Raw genomic sequence first — 25764 nt, 5'->3', positions numbered from 1 at the left:
ACCTCACTCCGTTCGGCAGGCTCGGTCGCCAAACGCCGCCGCCTTCCCCCGCTCTGGTCGCTCCGCTCCCGCCGCTCCTCCAGGCGACGGCACTCCTGAACTCATGGCCTCACTCCGTTCGGCAGGCTCGGTCGCCAAACGCCGCCGCCTTCCCCCGCTCTGGTCGCTCCGCTCCCGCCGCTCCTCCAGGCGACGGCACTCCCTCGCGCGCGGGCTTGACATTGACGTCGGCGTCAACGTTTACCGTGGTGGCATGCGCATCGGGGAGCTGGCGGAACGCACCGGGGTGAGCACCCGTTCACTCCGCTACTACGAGCAGCACGGCCTGCTCTCGGCCAGACGCGGCCCCAACGGCTACCGCGAGTACGCCGAGGAGGACGTCAAGCTGGTGGCCGAGATCCGGTCGCTGCTCTCGGTCGGATTCACGCTGGAGGACACCCGTCCCTTCGTCGACTGCCTGCGCTCGGGCCACAGCTCGGGCGGTTCGTGCCGGGAGTCCGTCGAGGTCTACCAGCGCAAGATCATGCAGATCGACGAGGAGATCCGGGTGCTGCTCGCCCGCCGCGCCGAGGTCGCCGCCCAGCTCGCCCAGTCGTGTCCCGGCTGTTTCGTAAGGGGAGACAAATGATCACGTTGACCACCGACAACTTCGAGGAGCAGGTGCTCAAGAGCGACAAGCCGGTGCTGGTCGACTTCTGGGCCGAGTGGTGCCCGCCGTGCCGCATGGTGGCCCCCGTCCTGGACGAGATCGAGGCCGAGCACGGCCTGGCCATCGGCAAGCTCAACACCGACGAGAACCCCGAGATCATGTCCCGCTACGGCGTGATGGGCCTGCCCACGCTGCTGCTGTTCGAGAACGGCGAGCCCGTCAGGCAGATCGTCGGCGCCCGGCCCAAGCGCCTGCTGGTGCAGGAACTGGGCCTCACGCGGTAGTCGAGGATTGTCGGCACGGGCCGCTAGCCTGCTCGACATGGCCAAGACAGCGCAGAAGCCCGGTTACCGCTGTGCCGAGTGCGGCTGGCGCACCAGCAAGTGGGTCGGCCGGTGCGGCGAGTGCCAGGCGTGGGGCACTGTCGACGAGGAGGGCGCGCGCGCCGGGGTCAACGTCGTCCAGGGCGGCGCGACCACCGGGCCCGCGCTGCCCATCGGCCAGGTCAAGGCCGAGGTGGCCGCGGCCCGCACCACCGGGGTGAGCGAGCTCGACCGGGTGCTCGGCGGCGGCCTGGTGCCCGGCGCGGTGGTGCTGCTGGCCGGCGAGCCCGGCATCGGCAAGTCCACGCTGCTGCTGGAGGCCGCGGCCCGCATCGCCGAGCGCACCACCGTCCTCTACGTGACGGGCGAGGAGTCGGCGGCCCAGGTGCGCCTGCGGGCCGACCGCATCGGCGCCATCCAGGACAACCTCTACCTCGCCGCCGAGACCGAGCTGTCGGCGCTGATCACCCACGTCGACAAGGTCGAGCCCAGCCTGCTGGTGGTCGACTCGGTCCAGACGGTCGGCTCGGCCCAGACCACCGGCGTGCCGGGCGGCGTGACCCAGGTGCGCGAGGTGGCCGCCAACCTGGTGCGCATGGCCAAGGAGCGCAACCTCGCCACGGTCCTCGTGGGCCACGTCACCAAAGAGGGCTCGATCGCCGGCCCCCGCACCCTCGAACACCTGGTCGACGTCGTGCTCAACTTCGAGGGCGACCGCCACTCCAGGCTGCGCATGGTCCGCGCGATCAAGAACAGGTTCGGCCCCACCGACGAGGTCGGCTGCTTCGACCTGCACGAGCGCGGCATCGAGGGCATCACCGACCCGAGCGGGCTGTTCGTCTCGCGGCGCAGCGAGCCGGTCGCCGGCACCTGCGTCACCGTCACCGTCGAGGGCACCCGCCCGCTGCCCGCCGAGGTGCAGGCGCTCGTGGCCCGCACCGAGGCCCAGCAGCCGCGGCGCACGTCCTCGGGGCTCGACACCTACCGCGTCCAGATGATCCTCGCCGTGCTGGAGCGCCGGCTCAACGCCCGGCTCGGCGGCTGCGACGTGTTCACCGCCACCGTGGGCGGCATCAAGCTGGCCGATCCGGCCGTCGACCTGGCGGTCATGCTCGCCGTCGCGAGCGCCGCGGGCGACAAGCCGCTGCCGCCCGGTCTGGTGGCGCTCGGCGAGGTGGGCCTGGCGGGCGAGTTGCGCCCGGTCAAAGACGTGCGCAGGCGGCTGACGGAGGCGTCCAGGCTGGGGTTCAAGAGGGCGCTCGTGCCCGCCGGATCCCTGGAGACGGGGGCCGGGAAGCGCAACGGGCAGCGGGCTCTGGTGCCCGTCGGGCCCGTGGCGTTCGCCCCCGGGTTCGAGGTCGTCCAGGCCGAGAACGTCTGGGACGCACTCACGCACGTCACATAGCACGGCTAAGCTGGGCGTGACCAATCGACACGGGGGTCAGGTGGACAGGAGTCTTGACGACCGCCGTCGCGACGCTTTGGCCGCCGTGGCGCCGGGCACTCCGCTGCGCGACGGCCTGGAGCGCATCCTGCGCGGGCAGACCGGCGGCCTGATCGTGCTCGGCCACAACAGGACCGTCGAAGAGGTCTGCAGCGGCGGCTTCGAGCTCGACGTCGATTTCTCGGCCACCCGCCTGCGCGAGCTGGCCAAGATGGACGGCGCGATCGTGGTGAGCAACGACCAGAAGATCGTGCGCGCGGCCGTGCACCTCGTCCCCGATCCCGCGATCCCCACCGACGAGTCGGGCACCCGCCACCGCACCGCCCAGCGCGTGGCCAGGCAGACGGGCCTGCCCATCATCGCGATCAGCAAGTCCATGCGGATCATCGCCCTCTACCTCGACGGCATCCGCTACGTGCTGGAGGAGTCCGCGGCCATCCTGTCCAAGGCCAACCAGGCCCTGGCCACCCTTGAGCGCTACAAGCACCGGCTCGACGAGGTCTCCGGCACCCTGTCGGCGCTGGAGATCGAAGACCTCGTCACCGTGCGCGACGTGTCGGCGGTGGCCCAGCGCCTGGAGATGGTCCGGCGCATCTCCGACGAGATCAAGGGCTACGTGGTCGAGCTCGGCACCGACGGCCGTCTGCTGTCGCTGCAGCTCGACGAGCTGGTGGCGGGCGTCGACTCCGAGCGCGAGCTGGTCGTGCGCGACTACCTGCCGGCCCCCGCGAGCCGCCGCCAGAAGCGCCTGGTCGAGGCCCTGCACGACCTCGACCACCTGTCGGGCGCCGAGCTGCTCGACCTGTCGGCCGTGGCGCACGTGCTGGGCCACGGCGGCGCCGAGCGGCTCGACAGCCCGGTGAGCCCGCGCGGCTTCCGGCTGCTGGCCAAGGTGCCCCGGCTGCCCGCCACGGTGGTCGACCGGCTGGTCAACCACTTCGGCGGCCTGCAGAAGCTGCTGGCCGCCAGCATCGACGACCTGCAGGAGGTGGGCGGCGTCGGGGAGTCGCGCGCCCGCAGCGTCCGCGAGGGCCTGTCCCGCCTGGCGGAGTCGTCGATCCTCGAACGTTACGTCTGAGGCCGGCCGCTCACCGCAGGTGGAAGACGCCCTTGCCGCTGCGGAGCGCGCCCATGCGGGCGGTGGCCACGTACGTGCCGGGCAGGGCGGAGGCCGGGGACGAGCGGCAGTCGGTGCTCGACCGGCGCCGGTCCCACTCCAGGGTGCGCACGTACGGGATCCCGCGCTGCAGCTCCCTGACCTCGGTGCCCACCCCGCTGACGCAGTCGGCGGTGGACCAGATGCGGTCGGCGCCCGAGGTGATGCGGATCTCCATGGCCCGCGGCCCGACGTCGGCCGTGCACATCACCGGCCCGGTGTTGACCAGCGTGACGATGAAGGTCGGGCGTGCCGCGCCGGTGTAGATCGGCTCCTTGCCGCCCTGGAGGCTCAGCACCAGGCTGTCCTGCGGGCACGGCTCCCCCGGCCGCCTCGGCTTGACGGCCGGGCTCTCCTTGGGCGCGGGGGTGGGCGACGGGCTGGCCGTCCCCATGGCGAGCGTGCGCAGGCCCGCGAGCAGCGGATCGGTGGCCGGCGTCGCGCTCGGTGAGCTCTGCGCGCTGGACGAGCGTTCCGGCCCGGAGCCCCCGCTGGAGCACGCCCACGCCACCACGGCCACCACGACGAGCACGGCCACCAGCACGCTCATGCGACGCCGCCAGTAGACGTCACCGCCGTCGCCACCCATCGAATCCGGATCCATAGGCACAGCATGGTAATTGATCGGCTACCAACAGTGACGACACGCCGAACGAGCCCGTCTACGAATACGCTTGACCGCGTGGTTGAGCCGAACCTCCTGCACGCCCCCGTTCTGGAGTGGTACGAGGACAACGCCCGAGACCTCCCCTGGCGCGCCGACGACGCGACCCCGTGGGGAGTGCTGGTCAGCGAGATCATGCTGCAGCAGACCCCGGTCGTCCGCGTCCTGCCGGTGTGGCTGGAGTGGATGGCCCGCTGGCCCACGCCCAAGTCGCTGGCCGCCGAGCCGCCGGGCGAGGCCGTACGACATTGGGGCCGGCTCGGTTATCCGCGCCGGGCGCTGCGCCTGCACGCCTGCGCCCGCGCCATCGCCGACGAGCACGGCGGCGAGGTGCCCGCCGACCACGCGACGCTGCTGGCCCTGCCGGGCATCGGGGAGTACACCGCCGCCGCGGTCGCCAGCTTCGCGTACGGCGGCCGGCACGCCGTCCTGGACACCAACGTGCGGCGGGTGTTCGCGCGGGCCGTACGGGCCGAGGAGTACCCGCCCACGGCCACCTCGGCGGCCGAGCGGCGGCTGGCCGAGGCGCTGCTGCCGGAGCTGGGCGCGGCCCGCTGGGGCGTGGCCGTGATGGAGCTGGGCGCGCTGGTCTGCACGGCCCGCGCGCCGCGCTGCGCCGACTGCCCGATCGCCGACCTGTGCGCGTGGCGGCTGGCCGGCAAACCACCCCACACCGGTCCCGCCCGCAAGGGCCAGACGTACGCCGGCACCGACCGCCAGTGCCGCGGCCGCCTGCTCGCGGTGCTCCGCGCGGCCCACGGCCCGGTGCCGAAGGCGGCCCTCGACGTGGTGTGGGACGACGCGACCCAGCGCGAACGCGCCCTCGACGGCCTGGTCGCCGACGGCCTGGCCGAGGTGCTCGACGACGGCACGTACCGGCTGCCGCACTCCTGAGCGCCCGCTAGGCCATCCACGGGGGCACGGTGCGGTCCGTGCCCTTCGGGGCGAGGTCGCAGGCGTCCGGCGCGGACTCGCCGCCGGGGTTGTAGACCTCCACGCCCGGCGGCGCGACCACGATCGAGACGAACCCGTGCTCGGGGTCGGCGAACATCTGCCGGCTCACGTCGGCCGGCAGGACCATGGTGTCGCCCGCCCCGACCTCGAACCGCTCGCCGCCCAGCTCGACGACCGCGCCGCCGGCCAGCCAGGTCCACACCAGCTCGCGGTCGGCGGCGTGCACCGGGCCCTCCATGCCGGGGTTGGCGTCCACCCGCCACATGACCTGCCCGGCCCCGCCCTGGGTGGGCGAGGCGAGCGTGGTCATCAAGGCGTTGGGCGTGCGGACTTCACGGGCGTCGGCGGACATGACGACAGGCATCACACGAACTCCTTCTTCTCGGCTGGGCACAGCCCCGCGCCGCGCCCGTTCCTGATGACGATCACGCGATCCACGGCGGCGTGCCGACGTCGGTGCCGTCGGGCATGAGGGCCCTGGCGCCGCCAGCAGCGGTGACGACGGCCGTGAAGCCGGCGTGCTCGTCGGCCACCACCCTGCGCAGGACATGAGCGGGCATGACGACGGTGTCACCCACGCCCACCGCGAACCGTTCATCGCCCAGCTCGACGGTGGCACCGCCGGCGAGCCAGCTCCACACCTGCTCGGTGTCGATGTCGTGCTGGGGCCCCGCCACACCCGGCTTCGCGTCGACCCGCCAGAGCGCGCACGAGGCACCGCCCTGCGTCGGCGAGGCGAAGGTGGTCATGACCCCGCTCGGCGTCTCGGAACGCCGGGAATCCGCGGCACGAATGACAGACACGCTCTGACCCCTTAAGATAGGCAACTACGTTGTCTATATAGTTAACCAGGTTGTCTATCTTGTCAAGCGACACCCCAGGCTTCGAACTGCCTCTACGACTTCTGCTGGCCTTCCGCACGCTCATCGACGAGCTGCACGCCGAGCTGGCCCGCCAGGGCCATCCGGAACTCCGTCCGAACCACGGGTTCGTCATGCAGGCGATCGGCACGCGCGGCACGACCGCCGTCGACCTGGGCCGTACCCTGGGCGTGTCGAAGCAGGCCGCGGGCAAGACGATCGAGACCCTCGAACGCGCCGGCTACGTCGAGCGCACCAGGGACGACTTCGACACCCGGCGCAAGATCGTGCGCCTTACGCCCCGCGGCGTCGACGCGCTCGACCGCTCGGCCCGCATCTTCGACGAGCTGCGCGCCCGATGGGCCGCGGAGCTGGGCGAGGACCGCCTGCGGGCCCTGGAGTCGGACCTGCGCAGGATGACGCCGGCGAACATGTGGCGGCTGGACACGCCAGGCTGGTTCGCCGGCCTCTGAGTAGCTCAGCCGAGCCGGAACCGGCGCGCCGGCCTCTGAGTGGATCGGCCGAGCCGGAACCGGTGCGCAGGCTCCACCGGCCCCGGCCTCTTGATCAGGCGGCCAACTGCAGGCCGAGGCTGGTCAGGTTCGTACGGGCCCAGGCCAGCTCCTCGGCCAGCAGCGACACCAGCGCGCCCGGCCCCTTCGCGCGCCCCGGCACGAACAGGTTGTGCGTCTCGACCTCGATGTGCGCGCTCCCGCTGACCGCGCCGGACAACATCGCGGTCAGCGTGTCGTGCAGCACCGCGCCGGTGCTCGGCGTCTCGCCCGTGTGGTTGTGCACGTGCCCCAGCTTGACGACGGGCGCACCGGCCTCCGCCAGGCCCTTCAGCGCCGCGCCGGGCTCCTCGGCCCCGCAGGCGAGGTGACAGGCGTCCAGGCACACGCCCAGGTGCTCGGAGTCGATGCCGCCCACGCGTTCCAGCGCCTGCTCGGTCGTCTCCAGGACGCACCCCGGCCACGGCTCGAAGCCGACCCTGATGGTCTTCCCGGTCACGCTGTAGATGCCGCGCAGCTCGCGGGCCAGCCGCTCCAGGCGGCGCGTGGCGATGGCGTGCAGGTCGGCGGGCCAGTCGCGGCGCCAGCCGATCGGGATCGTCGAGATGCTGCCGAACCGTACGTCGTCGGGCAGCAGGAAGGCCAGGATCTTGGCCAGCGCCATGGTGTAGCGGTAGCGCTCGGGCTTGGCCCAGTCGGGGCCGGGGACCTCCTGGTTGCGTCCGCCGGTGCCGTTGAGGCTGACGACCTCCAGGCCGCGCTCCTCCAGGGAGCGGCGCAGCCGTACGAGTTCGATGCGGTCGGCCGTGAGGTGGTCGGCGACGCCGGGCGACAACCACAGCCCGATGCCCATCCGCTCCACACCCAGCCTCTTGCGCACCGGCACCGCGTAGCGGGTCAGGTGCGCGATCAGGTTCTCCAGGTCCTCGGCAGGGTGGATACCTGCGTTGTAGGCGAGGTGAACGAGCGTTCCGTCGTTGTGACGCAGGCGCATCGGTTCCTCCACGGCTTGCTTGAGTGTTCCCGTCGCCCGCCTCAGACGCGCGAACCCTGTGTGAGCATGCCTGCTTCCGGGTGGCGCACGCGTCCGCCCTGAGTCGATTCCTTACTACTCCCCAGGGAGCAGCTCCGACTCTAGGAACACGCTCTTGCGGATCACTTGGATGAGACTTGGCGATGCTCTACGCAGTGTAGTACTACTACCGGTGGCGGCGTACCCACCCATCCAACAATTAAGCAACAACCCACCCAGCCCCCTCATCGACGTCCGAACGTGCCCCGAACCAGGGACACGCGCCGCGCACCGGAACCAGCCACGTACGGCCTCAGTTCCCGCCGTTGCAGGGCCCTCAGCCGCGTACAGCGCCGGGGCCCACCGGGCCCGCCGTAAACCGGAGCCAACAACGGCGCCGCAGAGAACCAGCGCCCAGAGAAGGACGCCGCAGAATGCTGGCGCCCCGAAGACGTGCGGCGCTGCGCCCGGTCGGAGACCGGGGCCGGGCGTCGGCGATCGACGGTCAGTGGTCGGGCGCCGGTGATCGGCGGTCGCTGGTCGGTAGTCGGCGATCGGGCGCCGGGCGTCGGCCATCGGGGGCCGAGGGCCGGGGACCGAGGGCCGGCGATCGGCGGTCAGTGGACGAGGGGCAGTGGTCGGGACCGGCGATCGGCGGTCGCTGGTCGCTAGCCGGCGGCCGGGCGCCGGGCGCCGGGCGTCGGGCGTCGGGCGTCGGGCGTCGGGGGATGGAACGCGAAAACCCCCGCCGGGGCGGGGGTTTTCGGTGGTGGTCGGTCAGTGCTGGATCGGCGCGGCGATCGCCGCCGCCGAGTCCGGGACCGTCGAGGCGGACTCGCCCTTGAAGACGAACGTGGCGTTGTCGCCTTCGCCCTCGATCGTCACCTTCACGACCTGCCCCGGACGGAGCTCGCCGTAGAGGATCTTCTCGGACAGGGAGTCCTCCAGCTCGCGCTGGATCGTACGGCGCAGCGGCCGGGCGCCCATGACCGGGTCGTAACCGCGGTCGGCGAGCAGCTGCTTGGCCTCCGGCGAGACCTCGAGACCCATGTCGCGGTCCTTCAGCCTGGCGTCGACCTGGGCGAGCATCAGATCGACGATCTTGATGATCTCGTTCGGCGTCAGCTGGTGGAAGACCACGATGTCGTCGACACGGTTGAGGAACTCGGGCCGGAAGTGCTGCTTGAGCTCCTCCTGGACCTTCGCCTTCATCCGCTCGTAGTTGGACTCGGTGTCGTTGGACTTCGCGAACCCGACCCCGATGCCCTTGGAGATGTCACGGGTGCCGAGGTTGGTGGTCATGATGATGACCGTGTTCTTGAAGTCGACCACGCGGCCCTGGGCGTCGGTCAGGCGACCGTCTTCCAGGATCTGCAGCAGCGAGTTGAAGATGTCGGGGTGGGCCTTCTCGATCTCGTCGAACAGGACCACGGAGAACGGCTTGCGCCGCACCTTCTCGGTGAGCTGACCGCCCTCCTCGTAGCCAACGTAGCCGGGAGGCGAGCCGAACAGCCTGGAGACGGTGTGCTTCTCCATGAACTCCGACATGTCCAGGCTGATCAGAGCGTCTTCGTCGCCGAAGAGGAACTCCGCCAGAGCCTTGGACAGCTCGGTCTTACCGACACCGGACGGGCCCGCGAAGATGAACGAGCCGCCGGGACGGCGCGGGTCCTTCAGACCGGCGCGGGTACGCCGGATGGACCGCGACAGACCCTTGATGGCGTCGTCCTGGCCGATGATCCGCTTGTGGAGCTCGTCCTCCATGCGGAGCAGGCGCTGGGACTCCTCCTCGGTCAGCTTGAAGACCGGGATGCCGGTGGCGGTCGCCAGGACCTCGGCGATGAGCTCCTGGGTGACCTCGGCCACGACGTCCATGTCGCCGGCCTTCCACTCCTTCTCCCGCCGCTCGCGCTTGAGCTGGAGCTGCTTCTCCTGGTCGCGGAGCGCAGCGGCCTTCTCGAAGTCCTGCGCGTCGATCGCGGACTCCTTGTCGCGACGGACGTTGGCGATCTTCTCGTCGTACTCGCGCAGGTCCGGCGGAGCGGTCATCCGGCGGATGCGCATCCGGGAACCGGCCTCGTCGATGAGGTCGATCGCCTTGTCGGGCAGGTAGCGGTCGCTGATGTAGCGGTCGGCCAGCTGCGCGGCGGCCACCAGGGCGTCGTCGGTGATGGAGACGCGGTGGTGGGCCTCGTAGCGGTCGCGCAGACCCTTGAGGATCTCGATCGTGTGGCTGAGAGAGGGCTCGGCCACCTGGATCGGCTGGAAGCGGCGCTCCAGCGCGGCGTCCTTCTCGAGGTACTTGCGGTACTCGTCGAGGGTGGTGGCGCCGATCGTCTGCAGCTCGCCACGGGCCAGCATCGGCTTGAGGATGCTGGCGGCGTCGATCGCGCCCTCGGCGGCGCCCGCGCCGACGAGCGTGTGCAGCTCGTCGATGAACAGGATGATGTCGCCGCGCGTGCGGATCTCCTTGAGCACCTTCTTCAGGCGCTCTTCGAAGTCACCGCGGTAGCGGGAGCCGGCGACCAGGGCGCCGAGGTCAAGCGTGTAGAGCTGCTTGTCCTTCAGCGTCTCGGGCACCTCGCCCCTGACGATCTTCTGCGACAGGCCCTCGACGACGGCGGTCTTGCCGACGCCGGGCTCGCCGATCAGCACCGGGTTGTTCTTGGTCCTCCGGGAGAGGACCTGCATGACCCGCTCGATCTCCTTCTCACGGCCGATGACCGGGTCGAGCTTGCCCTCACGGGCCGCCTGGGTCAGGTTGCGGCCGAACTGGTCGAGCACCAGGGACGTGGACGGCGCCGACTCCTGGGGACCGCCCGCGGCGGCCGGCTCCTTGCCCTGGTAACCGTGGAGCAACTGGATGACCTGCTGCCGGACACGGTTGAGATCAGCTCCAAGCTTGACCAGCACCTGGGCGGCCACACCCTCACCCTCGCGGATGAGCCCGAGCAGGATGTGCTCGGTGCCGATGTAGTTGTGACCCAGCTGCAAAGCCTCACGGAGCGACAGCTCGAGGACCTTCTTGGCCCGCGGGGTGAACGGAATGTGCCCCGACGGAGCCGACTGGCCCTGGCCGATGATCTCCTCGACCTGCTGGCGCACACCCTCAAGGCTGATGCCGAGGCTCTCCAGAGCCTTGGCGGCTACGCCCTCACCTTCATGGATCAAACCAAGAAGAATGTGCTCAGTGCCGATGTAGTTGTGGTTGAGCATCCTGGCCTCTTCTTGGGCCAAGACGACAACACGCCTCGCTCGGTCGGTGAACCTCTCGAACATCTCGTCGCTCCTCACAGAGCGGTCAGTCAGGCCGGTAAATCCGGTCCCGTCATCCCGCATGCTAGCCCTGGCTCGGCGAACCGTGCCCACTGCCGCTGACACGCTCTATAGCAGAGACGTTCCCCGAGAGCAGGGCGTTCACCCTCTATCCAACTACTGTTCGGGGGTGACGTGTTCCCGATACGCCGCAAGCGAACGATGTTTAGGCGCTTCCCGGAAGCGCCTGGAATTCGACGCCCGCGGCCCAGGGCGGACCAACACGGATCGGCCGTCGGACGCCGGGGCGAAGCCGGCCTTGGGGTGCCCGCCGGCCACGCATCTCCGATGCCCGCGCCCGTATCTGTTACGTAATCATCGTATGTGCTGCTCCAAACCGCGTCCAAGCGCGGGCGCTACGCCCTGAGCACAACTCGGCACGCAACGCACGTCACACGTATTCCCCATCGGGTCAGCCGGGTTACCGGTCGACGGTGCGCACGAGGGTCCCGCGACGGGACAATGCGCGGCACACGGGAGAGGCCGCCGGTTTTCCATCGTGCCCCACCAGCCGCAGGCCGACGTTTTGCCGGTCATCCATGGCCCGCCCCACCGAGAAGCCTGAAGAGAGGCTCGAACAAGCACCGACAAGCCCTGAGAACCCCGCACAAGGCCGCAAGAAGACGGAAGTACCCGGTACCGGAACAGGGCTCGCGACGGCGCTTCCGGAAGCACCGGCTGCCCGATTGTGCGGCGGAGCGTCACCGCTTTGCGCGTACGCCGCGGGAGCCGGGAAGGGGAACATTGCGGCGGGTGACGGCATTGGCCCGTTCCGGCCGCGGGTGACGAACAGTGCGGCGAACACGGCGGCGAACACGGCGGCCAACACGCGGCGAGCCCGGCGGCGCCCGGGAATTGACACGGACGCCGGCCGCAAAGCCCGGCACGTTCCACTCACGCGCGGCCGCCTTGTCCGGCGACACGAGCGAGCAATACGCCCACATTTGGGCGAATTAGAAGATCAACAAGTGGTCCGGGGATTCACGAACTCCCCACAAAAACGATCATGCGCTTATGGCGCTCGCCGGGGTCCTAGGCGAACGGCATAAGCGCATGGTCAGGAGATGGCTCTCTCGACGAGGCTCAGTGAGCCGCTTCGTACTTCTCCACGACGGTGGAGGCGATCCTGCCGCGCTCGCTGACCGGCAGGCCGTGAGCCTTGGCCCACTGCCGGATCTCCGAGCTCTTCTCGCGGCTCATCGCACGGTTGCCGCCGCGACCACGGCGACGGGCGGACACGGCTCCTGCCCTGCGGGCGTGCTGCACGAAAGGCGTGAGTGCGTCCCTCAGCTTCTTGGCGTTAACGTCGCTGAGGTCAATCTCATAGGAGGAGCCGTCAATAGCGAAGCTGACCGTCTCATTGGCCTCGCCCCCATCGAGGTCATCGATGAGAATCTCCTGGATCTGCTTGGCCATCTACGCAATCCTTTCCCGGAGCATTGTTTCATTCGCTCGCCCAAACATATACCCGGAAAGGCGCGGAGACAATTCAGCGCTACGGGGATTCGGCTGACTGGCAGATCAGTTCTGGTTCTCGGCCTGATCCTGGTGGTTTGCCCGTCGTCCGGCGCCCTCCGATCGCAGCAACTTCACCGCGCCAAAGATGAAGGCGCCGCCGACCACGACCGGGGGGATGAGCGCTGACAATACGTCTGTTACGGCTTCCATTCGTCCTCGCCTCCAGGGCTAGCAGGGTTTCGGGGGCGCTAAATACGCATCCCGGCGCGACCTGCGGGACCTGCGGGAGCACGCCGGACGCTCATGACGCCTAGGTGACAACTCACCCGGAACCGACCATAGCCACACACAGTCGCCCTCAGGGAGCAGGGGCACCGACATCCGGCAACCCGGACGTCCCATAGCCTAATGCCAGTCTCTCCAGGCTCCTTACCGGATCAAGGGAAAATTTTGCGAAAAGGCATCTTCCCAGGTGTGGACGCCTCAACGAAGATCTTTTACCACCCGCGTTCCGGCCAGCCTGTCATGCGGCCCGCGCTCCAACGGCTTGTCGATCAGGATGAGCAGCCCGACGCCGAACAGCAGCATTCCGGCCAGCAGATTGACCACCGGAATGCCCATCAGCATGACAGGCCCGGGATAGACCAGGGCCCGTTTCAGCAGGGCGCCACGCGGAAGGTCGTCCGGCGCCAGGCGAATCTTCATGATCGCCTGGCCGAACGTCCGCCGGCGCAGGCAATGGGCCCGCCAGTCATAGGCCGTATAACACAGGCCGCCCAGGAACCAGGCCAAGAGCCCAGGGAGCCGTCCGCCGAACGCCTCGACCATCCCGACAGTCCGGAAGGCGCCCCACAGCGCGATGAACAGAATGTAATAGAAGACCCCGAAGACCAGCGCCTCAATGAAGCGGGCGGCGAGGCGTTCCCACCATTCCGCGGGCACGGCGCCCGGCCACGACGGTGTCCCGGCCATATCCCACCTCACGCGGTCGGCGGTCGTACCCCCCATTTTGGTACGCCCCGCACACACAAAACAGAGGCCGGCGGGAAGCCGGCCCCTGTTTTACGCTGACGCGGGATTACTTGATCTTCACGACCACCGTGCCCGCGAACTTGTCCGCGAACGTCTGCTGCAGCGGCTTGTCCCACAGCTGCGAGGCGCCGTTGACCGCGACGCACGCCCAGGCGAGCAGCGGGCCGAGGAACGGGATCCAGCTCAGGATGTAGCCGCCCCAGGTGACGCCGGCGCGCTTGATCGCCAGGTCGGACGCGAGCCCGCCCGGAGGAAGGGCCTGGCCCACGGGCACGACCTTGATCCCCATGACCATCTTGCCGACCGTCTGGCCGTTCATCTTCGTCAGGAAGAACTCGTAGCACACCCAGACGGCGGTCGTCACGATCGACGACAGGAGGGTGATGACGAAGGCGGACAGGAGGCCGGAGGTCAGGCCGGTCGCCGAGTCGTAACCGACCGCGAGCAGGCCCAGGATGAGGCTGATCACGAAGTTCACGACGCCGAGGATGACGCCGTCGATGATCCTCGCGACCAGACGCTGCCACCACTCCGCCAGGGGGGCCGGAGCGCCCGGAGGCTGCACGCCGACGGGCTGACCGTAGGGCTGGCCGTAGCCGGGCTGGCCGTAGGGCTGCGACTGCTGCTGCTGGCCGTATGCCTGGCCGTACTGCTGCTGGTCGCCGTACTGCTGCTGGGCGTAGCCGCCCTGCTGGCCGTACTGGGCGTCCTGGCCGTAGCTCTGCTGCTGCCCGTAGTCGGACTGCGGCTGCTGGCCGTAGCCCTGCTGGCCGTACTGGGCCTCCTGGCCGTAACCCTGCTGCCCCGCGGCGGCCTGCTGGCCGTAGCCGGGCTGGGCGTACTGCTGGCCCGAGGACTGCGGCTGCTGGCCGTAACCCTGCTGACCCGAGGCGGCCTGCTGGCCGTACTGGGCGTCCTGGCCGTAGCCCTGCTGCTGGCTGTAGTCGGGTAGGGACTGCGGCTGCTGGCCGTAGCCCTGCTGCTGGCCGTAGCCCTGCTGGCCCGAGGCGGCCTGCTGGCCGTACTGGCCCTCCTGACCGTAGCCCTGCTGACCGGAGGCGGCCTGCTGGCCGTAGCCGGGCTGGGCGTACTGCTGGCCGGAGGCGGGCTGCTGGCCGTAGCCCTGCTGGCCGTACTGGGCTTCCTGGCCGTAGCCGGGCTGCGTGTACTGCTGGCCCGAGGACTGCGGCTGCTGGCCGTAACCCTGCTGACCCGAGGCGGCCTGCTGGCCGTACTGGGCCTCCTGGCCGTAGCCGGGCTGCGTGTACTGCTGGCCGGAGGACTGCGGCTGCTGGCCGTAGCCCTGCTGCTGGCCGTAGCCCTGCTGACCCGGGGCGGCCTGCTGGCCGTACTGGGGCTGCTGGCCGTAGCCCTGCTGCTGGCCGTACTGCTGCTGTTGCTGGCCGTACTGCTGTTGCTGGCCATAGCCCTGTTGCTGCTGCTGACCGTATGGGGGCTGGCCGAAGGCATCGTCCGCCCGGTAGCCGACCACAGTCACGTCCGGGTCGGGCTCACCGGGCCGACGGCCGTGGTGCTGACCGTACTCGGGGTTCTCGCCGGAATCGTCCTGTGGGTACGGCGGCTGTCCGGTGCTCACCGTGTCACCTCGCTTCGAGTGCGCATGTGGCACGTGTCAGGACACATGCCTGTGCTGCCCAACGTATCGACATAGGTATCAACAATCACCTTTCCAAGTGGTCAAGGTCCGCGTCACCCGATGTCAGATGCAGCAGCATGCGGGTGTTGCCAAGGGTGTTCGGTTTGACGTGTTCCAGATCAAGGAACTCCGCCACACCCTCGTCGTACGAGGCCAGCAACTCGGCGTAGACCTCGGGTGAGACCGGTGTGCCCTGGATGGGGCGGAAACCGTGCCTCGCGAAGAAGTCGACCTCAAAAGTCAGACAGAATACACGCCGCAGCCCCAGATCCTTCGCCTGCCGGACGAGTGCCGAGACGATCCGCCGCCCCACACCCAGCCCCCGGCACGCGGGATCGACGGCCACCGTACGGACCTCGGCGAGGTCCTCCCAGAGCACGTGGAGCGCGCCGCAGCCGACGACCTCCCCGCCCCGCTCGGCCACCCAGAACTCCTGGACGTCCTCGTACAGCGTGACCGTGGCCTTCTCCAGGAGCCGCGGCCCCGCGCCCGCGTAGGTGTCCACGAGACGCCTGATCGCACGCACGTCGGGCGTGCGCGCACGCCTGACCACGACCGCGGTCTCGGGGACTGCCACTTCGGCCACCTGCTCCATGGCTCTCCAGGGTACAGATCTCATTACGGCTCGGCCCTAAATCCCACGTCTCGGGCATCTCATCACATCCCGTGGTCAGGTGAACACGGGCCGACTTGGAGCTTTCCTCCAGACCTCAGCACCCCGAATGCTGGACAAAAGGTGCAGAAGCCTGCTTCCGTACGGCTACCCACGAGATCACCTTGTGACCCTTCAGTTGTGAAACCTCTACAGACTCGGCAGTTCCGGTTGAGCGTGAACCCGGAGTGCATTAGTGTCCAGCGACGATGTTCTCCGCGTAATGCGCGCGGAAAGACACGCCCAATTCCCGCAAGGGAAGCCGGGGAACCAACGGCGGCGAGCACCTGGCGCCGCCACTTGGGGTGAATCCGACCATCTCGGTAGGGCTGCTCCGGCCCGAACCCGTCAGCTAACCCGGCCGGCGTCGATGAGAGGAGCTCGGTTGGTGAAGCGGACGTTCGACCGCTCGGGGAAGTCCGGGGGCAGGCACGCCCGCCCCCAGGAGCAGGCCAGGCGCGCACGCCGCCTCGGCGTCATCGGCGTCACCGTCGCCGCGATGCTGTTCGCCGTCCCCGTCGGCTCCGCCGCCGCCGACCCGAAGCCGTCGCTCTCGGAGCTCTCCGACCAGGTGGAGAAGCTGCACGAAGAGATCGAGACGCTGGCCGAGCAGTACAACGAGCAGCGCGAACGGCTGAAGGCCGCCCAGAAGGCCAACGACTCCGCCCAGAAGATCCTGGCCACCAGCGAGTCCGATCTGGCCGCCAAGCGCGCCAGGGCCTCGCTGCTCGCCCAGAACGCCTACATCACCGGCGGCCTGGACAAGGCCCTGGCCTTCGCCCAGTCCGGCGACCCCGAGACCTTCCTCGACCGAGCCGCGACCACGTACGCGCTCGAACAGCAGCAGGGCGAGGAGGTCAACCAGCTCGCCAGGGCCATGGAGGCCGCCGAGCGGGCCAGGGCCGGCGCCAAGACCCGCATCGCCGAGGTCCAGAAGCTCGTCACCGACCTGGAGAGCAGGCGCTCGAAGATCACCAAGCTGGTCACCAAGGTCGAGAGCAACCTCTACCGGCGGGCCGTCGGCGAGGCCGGCCGTCCCGGCACCCGGGCCGTGCGCGTCAACCTGCCGGTGATCGGCGACGGCAAGGCCGCCCAGGCCGTCAAGTGGGCCCTCACCCAGCAGCTCAAGCCGTACGTGTGGGGCGCCGAAGGGCCGCGCTCCTACGACTGCTCCGGGCTGGTGATGGCCGCCTACCAGCGCGTGGGCATCTCGCTCCCCCACTACACCGGCGACCAGTGGACGGCCGGCAGGCAGGTCAGCCGCGACCAGCTGCGCCCCGGCGACCTGGTGTTCTTCTACAGCGACCTGCACCACGTCGGCATCTACATCGGCGGCGGCATGATGGTCCACGCTCCGCGGACGGGTGACGTCGTGCGGGTCGCCCCGATCGGCGGGCGGCCGTTCGCCGGCGGCGTGCGCATCGCGGACTGATCCGCGCGCCGCTTCCCCCAGCGCCGGTTCGCCCAGCGTCACTGGATGATGAGCGCCACCAGATGAGCGCCGCTAGATGAGCTGGCGGCGCGCCGCCCATGCCACGGCCTCGATCGCCGTGGCCACGCCGATGCGGTCGCAGATGCCCCTCAGCCTGCGCCGTACGGTCCGTCCGCTGATATCCAGCCGCCTGCCGACCCGATCGACCGTCACTCCCCTGGCCAGCTCGGCCAGTAACGCCAAATCCGCGTGGCTCAGCTCAACGCCTTCTGTGAGCACATCCACCGGGAGCCCTCCCCCAAACAGCAGAACTCGGACCTTTCAGGCGAAGCAAAGCCGCTCGTCTCGGTGAAGGTAAACGCATCGCGGAAAGGTCGTCAAGCGCGACAATCGGCGCCCTTGACCAGTGCTATTGACATGATCACTTATATGTGACGTACTCCGCATATGTTGGCACGCCGTGGTCCGCTATGAACGGTCCAAATGATCAATTCGGCGGCCCGGTTCCACCTCCGATGAGCGCCACCGACGTGCTGGGTTTTGATCCCTCGGATCCGCAATTTGTGCGCGATCCGTACGTCCGATATCGCGAGCTGCGAGCCGCCGGGCCGATCTTCAGAACGCGCGGCGGGCTGCTCGTCGCGACCACGTACGAGTTGTGCGCGGCCGTGCTGCGCGACCCCGGGTTCGGTCACGGAACGTCCCCTCCCGCACAGGAAGAGGCAGGTCAGCCCGGCAGGTCGTTCCTGCTCATGGACCCGCCCGATCACACCCGGTTGCGTGCTCTGGTCAGCCGCGCGTTCACGCCGCGCATGGTGGCCCGCCTCAGGCCGCGGATCGAGGAGATCACCGCCGACCTGATCGGGCGGCTGCCGGAGGAGGCGGAGCTGATTTCCGGCTTCGCGTACCCGCTGCCGGTGATGGTGATCAGCGAGATGCTCGGGGTGCCGCCGGAGGACCACGACCGCTTCCGCGGATGGAGCGAGGCCCTTGCCCGCGGACTTGACCCGATGCTGACAGACGCCCTCATGTCGGAAACGGAGCGTTCCAGGAACGAGTTCCGCGACTACTTCCGCCGCCTGATCGCACGGCGGCGCGAGCGTCCCGGCGAGGACCTCCTGAGCGCCCTCGCACACGTCGAGGAGCTCACCGAGGCCGAGTTGCTGGCGACCTGCGTGCTGCTGCTCGTGGCCGGCCACGAGACCACCGTCAACCTCATCGCGAACGGCGTGCTGAACCTGCTGCAGCACGACCTGCTGCACCTCGCCGCCGAGCGCCCGAGGGAGGTCGTGGAGGAGGTGCTGCGCTTCGATCCGCCGGTCCAGCTCACCTCCAGGATCGCGCTGGAGGACCGGGAACTGGGCGGGACGCCGGTGCCCGCGGGCTCGGCCGTGCTCGTGCCGATCGGCGCGGCCAATCGCGATCCCGCCGCGTTCGCCGATCCCGACCGGTTCGACCCCGGCCGCGAGCCCGGCCGCCACCTGGCCTTCGGGCTCGGCCTGCACTTCTGCCTGGGCGCGACGCTGGCCAGGATGGAGGGCGAGATCGCGCTGTCGGCGCTGGCCGCGGCGGCGCCGAAGATGGAGGCCGCCGATCCGGAGCCGCCGTACAAGGAGAACGTGGTGCTGCGCGGGCTGGCCCGGCTGCCGGTGCGGCTCAGGCGGTAGCGTCGTAGCGTTCCCTGGCGGCCTCGACGTCCTCGATGTGCTCCTCGGCCCACGCCTTGATGGCGGTGACCAGCGGCATCAGGCTCTGGCCCAGCGGGGTGAGCGCGTAGTCGACGCGCACCGGCACCTGCGGCGTGATCCGGCGCGCCACCAGGCCGTCGCGCTCCAGGCCGCGCAGGGTCTGGGTGAGCATCTTCTGGCTGACCCCCGCGATGTGCCGGGCCAGGTCGCTGTAGCGACGCTCGCCGGAGGCCAGCGAGCTGAGCACCAGCGTGACCCATTTGTCGCTGAGCCGGTCGAGCAGCTTGCGGGAAGGGCATTCGGCGAAGTAGGCGTCGAAGGCGAGTCTCGCCTGGTCACGCCGCTGCGCCGCCGTCGTGGTCGCCACCGTCTCACTCCTCGCCGTGGGTTACGCACTTCCAGGTGCCTACTTACTGAAAGAGAGTAACTCTTCCTAGGGTCGCGGCATGACGAACATGCGTGCACTCATCGGCGGCTCCGGCGCTCCCCGGCTGGTGTCCGCGCCGCTGCCGACGGCGGGGCCCGGCCAGGTGCGGATCAAGGTGGCCGCGGCCGGGGTCAACCCCTTCGACCTGGCCGTGGCGTCCGGGGCCCTGGCCTCGTACGGGCTGGCCAGGAAGCTCGACTCGTACGGGATCGGCTTCGACGCCGCGGGGACCGTGGACCAGGTGGGCCCGGGGGCCTCCTTCAGCGTGGGAGAGGAGGTCGTGGGGCTCTGCGCACGGCTGGAGCTGCCGTACAAGGCGCAGGCCGAGTACGTCGTGCTGGACGCCCCGGCGGTGGCCCGCGCCCCGCGCGGCGTAAGCCCCGTCCATGCGGCCACGCTGCCGCTGAACGGGCTCACCGCCTGGCAGGCGCTCGACCGGACCGGCGTAGGGCCGGGCGGCACGCTGCTGGTCACGGGGGCGGCGGGGGCCGTCGGAGGCTACCTGGTGGAGCTGGCCGCCGTGCGCGGCGTCAGGGTGGTGGCCGCCGCCGGCGCCGCGGACGAGGAGCTGGTACGCGGCTTCGGGGCGGAATGGTTCGTCCCGCGCGAGGAGGACCTGGCCGAGGCCGTACGGGCGCAGGTGCCCGGCGGTGTGGACGCCGTGGTGGACGCGGCCGTGCTCGGCCTGCCCGCGCTCGACGCCGTTCGGGACGGCGGAGCGTTCGTGGCGCTCGCGTCGGGGGTCGCGCCGGTGGCGCTGCGCGGCACGGACGTGGCCACCGTGCTGTTCCGCTCGGACGCCCGGCAGCTCGCCGAGCTGGTGCGCCTGGTCGAGGCCGGACGGCTGACGCTACGGGTGGCCGGGACGTACCCGCTGGAGAAGGCCGCCGACGCCCACGCCCGTCTGGCGGAGGGCGGCCTGCGCGGACGGCTGGTGCTGGTGCCCTGACCGTCCGGACCGGCGCCCCGCACCTGCGCGGGGCGCCGGACGGCGGCTCAGTGGGTGGGCTTGACCAGCGGGAACAGGATGGTCTCGCGGATGTTCTTGCCGGTGAAAGCCATGATCATCCGGTCGATGCCGGCGCCCATGCCACCCGTGGGCGGCATCGCGTACTCAAGGGCCTGCAGGAAGTCCTCGTCGAGTTGCATCGCCTCAAGGTCGCCGCCCGCGGCCAGCAGCGACTGCTCCACCAGCCGGTGGCGCTGGTCGATCGGGTCGTTGAGCTCGGAGTAGCCGGTGCCGAGCTCGGTGCCGAACCCGATCAGGTCCCACTTCTCGGTCAGCAGCGGGTTGTCGCGGTGGAGACGGGCCAGCGGCGAGGTCTCCAGCGGGTAGTCCATGACGAACGTCGGCTGCACGAGCGTGTGCTCGACCAGCGCCTCGAACAGCTCCTGGACCAGCTTGCCCGACCCCCACTTGGCGTCCCAGTGGACCTCGCGGCGATCGGCGATCTTCCGCAGCTCCTCAAGGGTGGTCTCGGTGGTGATCTCCTCGCCCACGGCGTCGGACACCAGGTCGTAGAGCCGGACCCGCGGCCACTTCTCCAGGCCGAGGTCGATCTCGACGCCGTCGTGCACGACCACGGTGGTGTCCAGGGCGGCCACGACGGCCTTCTGGTACATGCGCTGCGTCAGGTCGGCGATGTCGTTGTAGTCGAGGTAGGTGCCGTAGGCCTCGAGCATGGTGAACTCGGGGTTGTGCGTGGAGTCGGCGCCCTCGTTGCGGAAGTTGCGGTTGATCTCGAAGACCTTCTCGACGCCGCCGACCACCAGCCGCTTGAGGTAGAGCTCGATCGCGATGCGGAGGTAGAGCTCCATGTCGTAGGCGTTGATGTGGGTCTTGAACGGCCGGGCCGTCGCGCCGCCGTGGATGGGCTGCAACATCGGGGTCTCGACCTCGAGGTAGCCCTCCTCGTGCCAGAAGTCGCGCACCGCGCGCACGGTCGCGCTGCGCACCCGCGCCATCTTCCTGGCCTCGTCGTTGACGATGAGGTCGACGTAGCGCTGGCGCACCCGCGCCTCGGGGTCGGTGAGGCCGACGTGCTTCTCCGGCAGCGGGCGCAGGCACTTGGCGGTGATCTGCCAGCTGTCGGCGAGGATCGACAGCTCGCCGCGGCGCGAGGTGATGACCTCGCCGGTCACGCCGACGTGGTCGCCCAGGTCGACGTCGCGCTTCCAGGCCGCCAGCGACTCCTCGCCGACCTTGTCGAGCGAGATCATGACCTGCAGGTCGGCGCCGCCGTCGCGGAGTGTGGCGAAGCAGAGCTTGCCGCCCACGCGGTTGAGCATGACGCGGCCCGCGACCCCCACCGTCTCACCGGTGGCGGTGTCGGGCTCCAGGCCCTGGTGTTTCTCCTTGACCTCGGCGTTGGTCGCCGTGCGTGGGAAGTTCACCGGGTAAGGGTCGACGCCCTCGCTGCGGAGGCGGTCGAGCTTTTCCCTCCGGATGCGCATCTGCTCTGGAAGTTCCTCGCTCACAACAACAAAGCGTAGGGGATACGGCGAACTGCAAGCGCTCGTGACGGTTCCCTGCAGGGGCGCTGCAAGGACCCTTTTGTACCAATGACTCACGAGCTCCGGGGGGAGCCGGCAAGGAGCCGGCCCGAGGGGAGCTCCGGGAGAGATCATGATGAAGAAGATCGCGACGGGCATCCTCGCCATCGCCGCCACCAGCGCCGTGGCCCTGTCGCTTCCTTCGGCCGCCAGCGCCACCACCGCCGACTTCGACGACTACTCCGACTACTGGGGCCCGGTGTACGCCAAGCAGCACCTGGCCAAGGCCCAGGGTCACGTCAGCGTCGAGTGGGACGAGGAGGACTCCAACGAGGTCCACGTCACCGGCCGGCTGTACGACCTGGACGACCGCGACTACGACGAGGGCGGCAAGTGCGCGTACGTGAAGTTCCAGGCCGAGGACTCCGACGGCGACTGGTCCACGGTCTACGCCAAGAAGTACTGCGGCTTCCCCGGCTACAAGAAGTTCCACTTCGAGGAGAACGACGTCTTCACTCTGCGGGCCAAGGTCTGCCAGGTTCCCGAGCAGGGCGTCTTCGCCACCAAGTGCGGCCCCTGGAGCGAGCTCTACAGCGCCGAGAACGAGTGACCCTCGCCGGCGACACCACGACCGACAGGCGGCCCCCGTCCCGAGCGGGGGCCGCTTGTCACGTTCTAAGCGGTATTGCGGTGATAAATCAGGCGCAAGCCGATGAGGGTCAGCCACGGCTCGTGCACGTCGATCGAGCGCGACTCGCCGACCACCAGCGCCGCGTGACCGCCGGTCGCCACGACGGTCACCTCGTCGGGGTCGTCGGCCAGCTCGGCGGCCATGCGCTCGACGATGCCGTCGACCTGGCCGGCGAAGCCGTAGATGATGCCGGCCTGCAGCGCCTCGACCGTGTTCTTGGCGATCACCGAGCGCGGCCTGACCAGCTCGACCTTGTGCAACTGGGCGCCGGCGGCGGCCAGGGCGTCGACCGAGATCTCGATGCCGGGGGCGGTGACCGCCCCGACGTACTCGCCCTTGGCCGACACCGCGTCGAAGGAGGTGGCGGTGCCGAAGTCGACGATGATGCACGGGCCGCCGTACTGGTCGATGGCGGCCAGGGCGTTCACGATGCGGTCGCTGCCCACCTCTTTGGGGTTGTCCATGCGCACCGGCACGCCCGTGCGCACGCCGGGCTCCACGATCACGGCGGTGACGTCGCCGTAGTAGCGGCGGCACATCTCCCGCATCTCGTTGAGCACGCTCGGCACGGTCGAGCAGATGGCGATGCCGCTGATGTCGGCGCCCTTGAGCAGGGGTGACTGGGCCAGCAGCCCCTGGAGCACGACGGCGATCTCGTCGGCGGTGCGGCGGGCGTCGGTGGCCAGCCTCCAGTGCTCGATGACGTCCTCGCCCTCGAACAGCCCCAGCACCGTGTGCGTGTTGCCGACGTCGATCGTGAGCAGCATCAATTACCCCCGCAAATCCAGTGCGATGTCCAGGGCCGGCGCCGAGTGGGTAAGCGCTCCCACCGCAAGGTAGTCAACGCCAGTTTCAGCCACATCACGAGCCGATTCCAAGGTCAATCCCCCACTCGCTTCAAGCGCAACCCTGTTTTTCGCCCGACTTTTCACGATTTGTACGGCATGTACGGTGTCCTCGACCGTGAAGTTGTCCAGCAGGATCTCCTCGGCGCCCTCGTCCAGCAGGGGCTCCAGCTGGTCGAGCCGGTCGATCTCGACCTCGATCGGCACCTCGGGAAAGCGCTCCCGAACCGCGCGGTACGCCTCGGCCACGCCGCCGGCCGCCACCACGTGGTTGTCCTTGATCAGGGCCGCGTCCGACAGCGACATGCGGTGGTTGACGCCGCCGCCGCAGCGCACGGCGTACTTCTCCAGGGACCGCAGACCCGGCAGGGTCTTGCGGCTGTCGCGCACCCGCGCCCGCGTGCCCTCGATCGCGGCCACCCACCTGGCGGTCAGCGTGGCCACCCCGGACAGGTGCGTGAGCAGGTTGAGCGCGGTGCGCTCGGCGGTCAGCACGGCCCGCGTCGGGCCCTCGACCGTCATCAGCACGTCGCCGGCCGCCACCCGCTCGCCGTCCTTGGCCCGCCGCTCGGCGCGGCCGGCGCCCAGCCGGAGGAAGACCGCCTCGGCCACGGCCAGCCCGGCCACCACGCCGTCCTTGCGGGCCACCACGTCGGCGGCCGAACGCTGCTCGGCCGGGATCGTGGCCAGGCTGGTCACGTCGCCCGCCTCCTGCAGGTCCTCTTCGAGCGCGCGGTCGATCAGCGCGTCGACCTCGGCCGGGTCGAGCCCGGCGGCGGTCAGCTCCTGCGCCAGCCGCGGCGGCATCGCCTCGCCGTGCGGGGTGTACGTCATGCGAAGGCCCTCCTCGGTCAGGGTCACGTCCAGGTGGCCCAGCCACTCATTGTCGTCCCGGCTCTCGTGGTCCTCGCGCCAGTGGGAGCCGCGGGTCTCCAGCCTGGCCGCCGCCACGCCGGTCAGGACGGCGGCGACGGTGAGGAGGTTGCTCGCCTCCCACGACTCGGTGCAGGCGGGCACCTCGACCGGCGTCCAGAGCGCGTCGCGCAGCGCCTTCGACGTGGCCTGCAGCGACGCGCGGCTGCGCAGCACCCCGGCGCCGGCGCTCATGCGCGCCTGGATCCTGGGCCTGGCCCTGGGGTCCACCAGGCCCGTCGCGGCCCGCCCGGCGACCGGCTCGCCCGGCTCGGGACGCGTCCGGTGGATGTCCTCGGCGATGCGCTCGGCGAAGACCAGACCCTCAAGGAGCGAGTTCGAGGCCAGCCGGTTGGCGCCGTGGACGCCGGTGCAGGCCACCTCGCCGCAGGCGTACAGACCCTCGATGGAGGTACGCCCGGACAGGTCGGCGCGGACGCCGCCGCTGGCGTAGTGGGCGGCCGGGGAGACGGGGATCGGCTCGGTGACCGGGTCGATGCCGTGCTCCCGGCAGACGGCGTAGATGGTGGGGAAGCGGCTCTCCCACTTGTCCCTGCCGAAGTGGCGGCCGTCGAGGAAGACGTGGTCGCGGCCGGTCTCGCTCATGACCCTGGTGATCGCCTTGGCCACGACGTCACGCGGGGCCAGGTCGGCCAGCTCGTGCACGCCCTGCATGAACCGGTTGCCCTCGTGGTCGACGAGGAAGGCGCCCTCGCCCCTGACCGCCTCGGAGATCAGCGGCTGCTGGCCGGTCGAGCCCTCCCCCAGCCACAACACGGTCGGGTGGAACTGCACGAACTCGATGTCGCGCACGACCGCCCCCGCCCTGAGCGCGAGCGCCACGCCGTCGCCGGTGGACACGACCGGGTTGGTGGTCGCGGCGTAGACCTGGCCCATGCCGCCGGTGGCCAGCACCACCGCCCGCGCCAGGACCGCCCCGACGCCGTCCCGCGCGCCCTCGCCCATGACGTGCAGGGTCACTCCCCTGGCCCGGCCGCGGGCGTCCTTGAGCAGGTCGAGCACGAGCGCGTGCTCGATCACCTCGATCGATCCGGCGCGCACCGCCTCGACCAGCGCCCGCTGCACCTCGGCGCCGGTGGCGTCGCCGCCGGCGTGCACGATCCGGTGGCGCCGGTGACCGCCTTCCCTGGTGAGCTGGAGCTCGCCGTCGGGGGTGCGGTCGAACCGGGCGCCGCGCTCGATGAGCCGCCGCAGCGCGCCCGGCCCCTCGGTCACCAGGGTTCGCACGGCCTTGGTGTCGCACAGTCCGACCCCGGCGAGCAACGTGTCGCTCAGGTGCTCGTCGGGGGTGTCGCGCGGGTCCAGCACGGCGGCGATGCCCCCCTGGGCCCACTTGGTGGACCCGGCGGACAGCACGTCCTTGGTGACGACCAGGACCTTGGCCGCGGGATCCAGCTCGGCATGGCGCAGCGCCACGGTCAGGCCCGCGACGCCGGAGCCGACGACGACCACGTCCGCCTCGACCGTCCAGCCGGGTTCGGGGGCCGTCAGACGCCGAGGAATCGCCGGTGCACTCATGGGGGTCTCCTCACTGAGGCGATTTCGTCACCATGACGATAACGCCTGC

At 70.0% G+C, this 25764-nt stretch carries 24 protein-coding genes and 1 riboswitch; of the genes, 10 read left to right on the top strand and 14 right to left on the bottom strand.

The window, feature by feature from the left end:
- The first annotated feature begins 253 nt into the window (after nt 1–253).
- Genes ACIBK9_RS05825 through disA form a run of 4 tightly spaced genes read left to right on the top strand, consistent with a single transcriptional unit; the run spans nt 254 to nt 3494 of the window.
- On the top strand, nt 254–628 hold the full coding sequence (locus tag ACIBK9_RS05825; protein ID WP_352358614.1) for a MerR family transcriptional regulator: 375 nt from the start codon (nt 254–256) through the stop codon (nt 626–628).
- Complete coding sequence (trxA, locus tag ACIBK9_RS05820) at nt 625–933, top strand: thioredoxin (RefSeq protein ID WP_352325882.1); 309 nt, start codon at nt 625–627, stop codon at nt 931–933. Before ACIBK9_RS05825 ends, trxA begins: the two co-directional genes overlap by 4 nt.
- A gap of 37 nt (nt 934–970) precedes the next feature.
- On the top strand, nt 971–2377 hold the full coding sequence (gene radA, locus ACIBK9_RS05815) for a DNA repair protein RadA (RefSeq protein ID WP_358291604.1): 1407 nt from the start codon (nt 971–973) through the stop codon (nt 2375–2377).
- A gap of 40 nt (nt 2378–2417) precedes the next feature.
- Nucleotides 2418–3494 carry a DNA integrity scanning diadenylate cyclase DisA gene (disA, locus tag ACIBK9_RS05810; RefSeq protein ID WP_397155454.1) on the top strand — a complete coding sequence of 359 codons (1077 nt, stop codon included), beginning with the start codon at nt 2418–2420 and terminating at the stop codon, nt 3492–3494.
- Between the two features lie 10 nt (nt 3495–3504).
- On the opposite strand, the gene ACIBK9_RS05805 is transcribed toward disA, so the two are convergent.
- A complete protein-coding gene (locus ACIBK9_RS05805) occupies nt 3505–4176 on the bottom strand; it encodes a hypothetical protein (RefSeq protein WP_387671494.1) in 672 nt (223 codons plus the stop codon).
- Nucleotides 4177–4254: 78 nt separating this feature from the next.
- Between ACIBK9_RS05805 and ACIBK9_RS05800 the strand changes: the two genes are divergently transcribed.
- On the top strand, nt 4255–5130 hold the full coding sequence (locus ACIBK9_RS05800; RefSeq protein WP_352358604.1) for an A/G-specific adenine glycosylase: 876 nt from the start codon (nt 4255–4257) through the stop codon (nt 5128–5130).
- Between the two features lie 7 nt (nt 5131–5137).
- Here the strand turns inward: ACIBK9_RS05800 and ACIBK9_RS05795 are convergent, their stop codons facing one another.
- Both ACIBK9_RS05795 and ACIBK9_RS05790 read right to left on the bottom strand, forming a co-directional pair.
- The gene (locus tag ACIBK9_RS05795; protein WP_387671497.1) at nt 5138–5554 is read right to left on the bottom strand and encodes a cupin domain-containing protein; all 417 of its coding nucleotides are present in this window, start codon (nt 5552–5554) and stop codon (nt 5138–5140) included.
- 61 nt (nt 5555–5615) lie between these two features.
- Nucleotides 5616–5993 (bottom strand): cupin domain-containing protein, encoded by a 378-nt coding sequence (locus ACIBK9_RS05790; protein ID WP_397155451.1) that lies wholly within the window; start codon nt 5991–5993, stop codon nt 5616–5618.
- A 59-nt stretch (nt 5994–6052) separates the two neighbouring features.
- On the opposite strand from ACIBK9_RS05790, the gene ACIBK9_RS05785 reads away from it, so the two are divergent.
- Entirely contained in the window at nt 6053–6523 is a 471-nt protein-coding gene (locus ACIBK9_RS05785) for a MarR family winged helix-turn-helix transcriptional regulator (protein ID WP_387671501.1), read from the top strand.
- A gap of 94 nt (nt 6524–6617) precedes the next feature.
- On the opposite strand, the gene ACIBK9_RS05780 is transcribed toward ACIBK9_RS05785, so the two are convergent.
- The 6 genes from ACIBK9_RS05780 to ACIBK9_RS05755 form a co-directional block, all read right to left on the bottom strand.
- On the bottom strand, nt 6618–7556 hold the full coding sequence (locus tag ACIBK9_RS05780; RefSeq protein WP_357702269.1) for a TIM barrel protein: 939 nt from the start codon (nt 7554–7556) through the stop codon (nt 6618–6620).
- A 795-nt stretch (nt 7557–8351) separates the two neighbouring features.
- The gene (locus ACIBK9_RS05775) at nt 8352–10853 is read right to left on the bottom strand and encodes an ATP-dependent Clp protease ATP-binding subunit (RefSeq protein WP_352358595.1); all 2502 of its coding nucleotides are present in this window, start codon (nt 10851–10853) and stop codon (nt 8352–8354) included.
- A gap of 1119 nt (nt 10854–11972) precedes the next feature.
- On the bottom strand, nt 11973–12305 hold the full coding sequence (locus ACIBK9_RS05770; protein WP_125641669.1) for an Lsr2 family protein: 333 nt from the start codon (nt 12303–12305) through the stop codon (nt 11973–11975).
- Between the two features lie 525 nt (nt 12306–12830).
- Nucleotides 12831–13319, bottom strand: coding sequence for an RDD family protein (locus ACIBK9_RS05765; RefSeq protein ID WP_397155449.1), 489 nt, complete (start codon nt 13317–13319; stop codon nt 12831–12833).
- Between the two features lie 106 nt (nt 13320–13425).
- Nucleotides 13426–14976: an RDD family protein gene (locus ACIBK9_RS05760; RefSeq protein WP_397155447.1), complete on the bottom strand. Its 1551-nt coding sequence runs from the start codon at nt 14974–14976 to the stop codon at nt 13426–13428.
- Between the two features lie 85 nt (nt 14977–15061).
- Nucleotides 15062–15631 carry an amino-acid N-acetyltransferase gene (locus ACIBK9_RS05755; protein WP_358291588.1) on the bottom strand — a complete coding sequence of 190 codons (570 nt, stop codon included), beginning with the start codon at nt 15629–15631 and terminating at the stop codon, nt 15062–15064.
- A gap of 287 nt (nt 15632–15918) precedes the next feature.
- Nucleotides 15919–16070, top strand: a riboswitch (cyclic di-AMP (ydaO/yuaA leader).
- 6 nt (nt 16071–16076) lie between these two features.
- Between ACIBK9_RS05755 and ACIBK9_RS05750 the strand changes: the two genes are divergently transcribed.
- Nucleotides 16077–17120 carry an NlpC/P60 family protein gene (locus tag ACIBK9_RS05750; RefSeq protein WP_397155444.1) on the top strand — a complete coding sequence of 348 codons (1044 nt, stop codon included), beginning with the start codon at nt 16077–16079 and terminating at the stop codon, nt 17118–17120.
- A 72-nt stretch (nt 17121–17192) separates the two neighbouring features.
- On the opposite strand, the gene ACIBK9_RS05745 is transcribed toward ACIBK9_RS05750, so the two are convergent.
- Nucleotides 17193–17405: a LuxR C-terminal-related transcriptional regulator gene (locus tag ACIBK9_RS05745; RefSeq protein WP_132597751.1), complete on the bottom strand. Its 213-nt coding sequence runs from the start codon at nt 17403–17405 to the stop codon at nt 17193–17195.
- A 278-nt stretch (nt 17406–17683) separates the two neighbouring features.
- On the opposite strand from ACIBK9_RS05745, the gene ACIBK9_RS05740 reads away from it, so the two are divergent.
- The gene (locus tag ACIBK9_RS05740; RefSeq protein ID WP_397155442.1) at nt 17684–18787 is read left to right on the top strand and encodes a cytochrome P450; all 1104 of its coding nucleotides are present in this window, start codon (nt 17684–17686) and stop codon (nt 18785–18787) included.
- Here the strand turns inward: ACIBK9_RS05740 and ACIBK9_RS05735 are convergent.
- Nucleotides 18777–19175, bottom strand: a complete 399-nt coding sequence (locus tag ACIBK9_RS05735) for a winged helix-turn-helix transcriptional regulator (protein ID WP_387672192.1) — start codon at nt 19173–19175, stop codon at nt 18777–18779. The two genes, ACIBK9_RS05740 and ACIBK9_RS05735, sit on opposite strands and share 11 nt — an antisense overlap.
- 79 nt (nt 19176–19254) lie before the next feature.
- On the opposite strand from ACIBK9_RS05735, the gene ACIBK9_RS05730 reads away from it, so the two are divergent.
- Nucleotides 19255–20184, top strand: coding sequence for an NADP-dependent oxidoreductase (locus tag ACIBK9_RS05730; RefSeq protein WP_397155440.1), 930 nt, complete (start codon nt 19255–19257; stop codon nt 20182–20184).
- Between the two features lie 47 nt (nt 20185–20231).
- Here the strand turns inward: ACIBK9_RS05730 and lysX are convergent, their stop codons facing one another.
- On the bottom strand, nt 20232–21713 hold the full coding sequence (gene lysX, locus ACIBK9_RS05725; RefSeq protein WP_352358581.1) for a bifunctional lysylphosphatidylglycerol synthetase/lysine--tRNA ligase LysX: 1482 nt from the start codon (nt 21711–21713) through the stop codon (nt 20232–20234).
- 148 nt (nt 21714–21861) lie between these two features.
- Here lysX and ACIBK9_RS05720 point away from each other — a divergent pair, with 148 nt between their 5' ends.
- Nucleotides 21862–22338 (top strand): hypothetical protein, encoded by a 477-nt coding sequence (locus ACIBK9_RS05720; protein WP_397155438.1) that lies wholly within the window; start codon nt 21862–21864, stop codon nt 22336–22338.
- Between the two features lie 65 nt (nt 22339–22403).
- Here ACIBK9_RS05720 and ACIBK9_RS05715 read toward each other — a convergent pair whose 3' ends face one another.
- Both ACIBK9_RS05715 and ACIBK9_RS05710 read right to left on the bottom strand, forming a co-directional pair.
- Nucleotides 22404–23186, bottom strand: coding sequence for a type III pantothenate kinase (locus tag ACIBK9_RS05715; protein WP_352318636.1), 783 nt, complete (start codon nt 23184–23186; stop codon nt 22404–22406).
- A 3-nt stretch (nt 23187–23189) separates the two neighbouring features.
- Nucleotides 23190–25715, bottom strand: coding sequence for an L-aspartate oxidase (locus ACIBK9_RS05710; RefSeq protein ID WP_397155436.1), 2526 nt, complete (start codon nt 25713–25715; stop codon nt 23190–23192).
- Nucleotides 25716–25764: the final 49 nt, after the last annotated feature.

It is taken from the genome of Nonomuraea sp. NPDC050227, from assembly GCF_044459705.1.
Taxonomy (GTDB): Bacteria; Actinomycetota; Actinomycetes; order Streptosporangiales; family Streptosporangiaceae; genus Nonomuraea.
Note: the sequence above shows the minus strand (reverse complement) of the source record. Positions and strands in the feature narration are given on the sequence as shown.